The sequence below is a fragment of the Acidiphilium sp. PM genome (assembly GCF_000219295.1).
GTDB lineage: Bacteria > Pseudomonadota > Alphaproteobacteria > Acetobacterales > Acetobacteraceae > Acidiphilium > Acidiphilium multivorum.
This window is the reverse complement of sequence record NZ_AFPR01000155.1, coordinates 1-4005: the sequence shown is the minus strand read 5'-3', so window position 1 is coordinate 4005 and position 4005 is coordinate 1. Positions and strand designations below refer to the sequence as shown.

The following is a 4005-nucleotide window of genomic DNA, read 5'->3' as shown; positions in this document are numbered from 1 at the left end:
GATGGCGGTGCGCCACATGCTGCTGAAGGCCGGGATTCCGGCAGAGCGGATCATCGTGCAGGCGCTCGGCAATCCGCCGGGCGCGCCGGACGACCGCGTGACGCTGAGCACCCTTCCCTGAGGCAGGAGCCCCGATGACCCGACCGAACAGCTACCTGATCCGCATGCTGGTGTTCCTGGTCCTGGTCTACGGGCTGGCCGCCTTCCTCGCGCCGACGCTGGAGAAGTTCTTCCTCGCCAACCCGGTGGTGAACTCGGTGATCGCGGTGGTGGAGGTGTTCGGCATCTTCTGGAACCTGCGGCAGGTGATGCGGCTGAGCCCGGAAGTGGACTGGGTGGAGCGGTTCCAGCGCTCGCGCGCCTCGATCGAGCATGGGCCGAAACCGCGGCTGCTGCTGCCGATGGCGCGGATGTTCGGCGGGCGGCACGAGGACGGGCGGCGGGTGACGCTGTCGGTCGCGAGCATGCGGACCATGCTGGATGGCATCGCCAGCCGGCTCGACGAAAGCCGCGAGACCTCGCGCTACGTGACCGGGGTGATGATCTTCCTCGGCCTGCTCGGGACGTTCTGGGGGCTGCTGAAGACGGTGCACGCGGTGGCCGCGGTGATCGCGGCGATGAACCTCGCGGGCGGGGACGTGAACGGGATGTTCGCCCAGCTCAAGGCCGGGCTCGCCGGGCCGCTGGCGGGGATGGGCACGGCGTTCTCCTCCTCGATGTTCGGGCTTTCGGGCGCGCTGATCCTCGGCTTCCTCGACCTGACGGCGGGACAGGCGATGACGCGCTTCTTCAACGAGCTGGAGGAGTGGCTCGCCGGGCTGACGCGGGTGTCCTCGGGGGCGGTGGCCGCGGATGGCGAGGGCGGGCTGCCGGCCTATGCGCAGGCGCTGCTGGAGCAGAACACCGAGAATGTCGAGGCGCTGCAACGACTGCTGGCGCGCAGCGAGGAGAGCCGGCACGACGCCACGCGGACGATCGCGGAGATGAGCGAGCGGATGAACGTGCTGGCGGAATCGATCCAGAACTCGCAGCGGGTGATGCTGCGGGTGGGCGAAGGGCTGGCCGCCCTCACCCGCCTCGCCGAACGCAGCGACGAGCGCAACGGCAGCGAGATCGCGCGGGCGCATCTGCGCAACATCGAACTGCTGATCGCGCGGATGATCGCCGAGGCGGAACAGGGGCGGGTGCAGGGGCTCGCCGATCTGCGCCACGACCTCAACGTGCTGACCCGGACCGTCGCCGCGCGGTTCGACGAGGCGAAGGGCTGAGCCATGGCACGCACGATCCGCGGCCGCAACAACGGGCTGGAGATCTGGCCGGGCTATGTCGACGCGCTGTCGACCCTGCTGATGGTGACGATCTTCGTGCTGCTCGTCTTCGTGCTGGCGGAGGCGTTCCTGTCGGTGGCGCTGTCGGGGCGGAACAAGACGATCACCGCGCTGCGCAGCGAGATCGCCCAGCTCTCGCACGTGCTGGCGCTGCAGAAATCGAAGACCGCCTCGCTGCAGGACGAACTCGCCAGCATGGCCTCGCTGATGAAGGCGGCGAAGACGCGCGAGGCCGCGCTGATGGCGGCGAACGCGGCGCTCACGGCGAAGACCGCGACGCTCGGCGCCGCCGTGACGGCGGCGGGCGGGAAACTCGCCGGCCAGGTGAAGCTGAACGCGCAGGAGCTGCAGACGGTCAGCCTGCTCAACCAGCAGATCGCGGCGCTGCGGCTGCAGCTCGCGACGATCGCCGCAGCGCTCGATGCGGCGCAGAAGAAGGACCAGGAAGAGCACGTGCAGATCGCCGATCTCGGCCAGCGGCTGAACGAGGCGCTGGCGCGCAAGGTGCAGTCGCTGGAGCAGTATCGCAGCGAGTTCTTCGGCGTGCTGCGCAAGGCGCTGGCGGACCAGAAGGACATCAAGGTGGTGGGCGACCGCTTCGTGTTCGAGAGCGCGGTGCTGTTCCCCTCCGACTCGGCACGGCTCTCGGCCAAGGGCAAGGCGGAGATCGCGAAGGTGGCGCAGGCGATCGAGGCGATCGCGCCGAAGATTCCGGACAAGATCAACTGGGTGCTGAGCGTCACCGGCTATGCCGACAAGGAGGCGATCACCGGCGGGCCGTACAAGGACAATTTCGACCTCTCGGCGGCGCGCGCGCTTTCGGTGCTGCACCTGCTGATCGCGGACGGGGTGCCGAAGAACCGGGTGGTGGCGGCCGGGTTCGGCGCGGATCACCCGATCGCCACGGGCAATACGCCGCAGGACCTCGCGCAGAACCGGCGGATCGAGTTCCGGCTCACCTCGGCGGATTGAGGCGCGGGCGCTGCCCTCAGGCGACCAGGGGGGCGCGGAGGGCGGCGGCGCGGGCCCAGCTTTCGGCGGCGTCCTGGTCGAAGAGTTCGGCGAGTTTCTTCATCATCGTGCCGCCGAGTTCCTCGGCATCGACCAGGGTGACGGCGCGGCGGTAGTAGCGCGTGACGTCGTGGCCGATGCCGATGGCGACCAGCTCGACGAAGTCGCGGCTTTCGATGTCGCGGATCACGTCGCGCAGATGGCGTTCGAGATAGCTGCCCTGGTTGACCGAGAGGGTGGAATCGTCGACCGGCGCGCCATCGGAGATGACCATCAGGATGCGGCGGTGCTCGGGCCTGGCGCAGAGGCGGCGATAGGCCCAGGCCAGGGCCTCGCCGTCGATGTTTTCCTTGAGCAGCCCCTCGCGCAGCATCAGGCCGAGATTGCGGCGGGCGCGGCGCCAGGGTTCGTCCGCCCCCTTGTAGACGATGTGGCGGAGGTCGTTCAGCCGGCCGGGATTGCGCGGCTTGCCGTCCGCCACCCATTTCTCGCGGCTCTGCCCGCCCTTCCAGGCGCGGGTGGTGAAGCCGAGGATTTCCACCTTCACCGCGCAGCGCTCCAGCGTGCGGGCCAGGATGTCGCTGCACATGGCGGCGACCGAGATCGGCCGGCCGCGCATCGAGCCGGAATTGTCGATCAGCAGGGTCACCACCGTGTCGCGGAATTCCATCTCGCGCTCGCGCTTGAAGGAGAGCGGCAGCAGCGGGTCGGCGACGACGCGGGCGAGGCGGCCGACATCGAGCAGGCCTTCCTCCAGGTCGAAATCCCAGGCGCGCTGCTGCTGGGCGAGCAGGCGGCGCTGCAGGCGGTTGGCGAGCTTGGAGACCACGCCGTGCAGATGCTGGAGCTGCTGGTCGAGCTGCTGGCGCAGGCGGGCGAGTTCCTCGGGATCGCAGAGCTGCTCGGCGCCGATTTCCTCGTCGAAGGCGCGGGTATAGGCGTGGTAGGCGGCACCGGTTTCATCTTCCACCGGCTTGCGGCGCTGCTGCGGGCCGGCGGGCGCCTCGTCCGGCGCGGCGGCGGAGTCGTCGTCGGTCTCCTCGTCGGCCTCGGCGTCGGAGGCTTCGGATTCGAGGGAGTCGGGGGCCTCGGAGAGCAGGTCCTGGTCGTCCTCGCGGGTCTGGGTCTCGCCCTCGCCGGAATTGTCCTGCGAGAGGGACTGTTCGCCCTGCTCGCCCTGTTCCTCGCTGTCCTCGCCCTCCTCGGACTCGGCTTCGGCCTCGGCGAGGTCCATCACCGCGAGCAGGCGGCGGGCGGCGCGGGCGAAGGCGTCCTGGTCGGCGCGCTCGGCGGCGAGATCGTCCAGCGCCCGGTCGGCATCGCCGGTCAGGGTCTCGCGCCAGAGATCGAGGATGTGGCGGGCGGCGGCGGGGATCGAGGCCGGGTCCATGCGCTCGCGGGCGAGCAGGCCGAGCGCCTGGGCGGTGGAGAGCTGCTCGGCGCGGCTCATCCGGTCGAGCCCCTCGGCCTCGGCGTCCTCGTTCAGCTTGCGCTGGAGATTGGCGGCGACACCCTGCATGTGGGCGGCGCCGACGATCTCGACGCGGGCCTGTTCCAGCGCGTCGTAGGCGTCGCGGGCGTCGCGGGCGACGGGGGCGCGGGCGGCGTGGATGGCGTCGTCGTGATGGCGCAGGCGCAGCGCCATCGCATCGGCGATGCCGCGCAG

3 protein-coding genes are annotated in these 4005 nt (G+C 70.2%); 2 read left to right on the top strand and 1 reads right to left on the bottom strand.

Annotation, left to right across the window (positions count from 1 at the left end; all coding sequences use genetic code 11):
• Window positions 1-134 precede the first annotated feature (134 nt).
• Together APM_RS07525 and APM_RS07520 are read left to right on the top strand one after the other, a co-directional pair.
• Window positions 135-1268 carry a hypothetical protein gene (locus tag APM_RS07525; RefSeq protein WP_007422761.1) on the top strand — a complete coding sequence of 378 codons (1134 nt, stop codon included), beginning with the start codon at window positions 135-137 and terminating at the stop codon, window positions 1266-1268.
• A gap of 3 nt (window positions 1269-1271) precedes the next feature.
• Complete coding sequence (locus APM_RS07520; protein ID WP_007422760.1) at window positions 1272-2300, top strand: peptidoglycan -binding protein; 1029 nt, start codon at window positions 1272-1274, stop codon at window positions 2298-2300.
• A 16-nt stretch (window positions 2301-2316) separates the two neighbouring features.
• Here APM_RS07520 and cobT read toward each other — a convergent pair.
• Window positions 2317-4005: cobaltochelatase subunit CobT (gene cobT / locus APM_RS07515; protein ID WP_007422759.1), on the bottom strand; the 1689-nt coding region annotated here is incomplete at its 5' end.

Bases quoted from the DNA above. Each gene is read 5' to 3' on its own strand.
- APM_RS07525 (WP_007422761.1), top strand. From the start codon at position 135: ATGACCCGACCGAACAGCTACCTGATCCGCATGCTGGTGTTCCTGGTC.
- APM_RS07520 (WP_007422760.1), top strand. From the start codon at position 1,272: ATGGCACGCACGATCCGCGGCCGCAACAACGGGCTGGAGATCTGGCCG.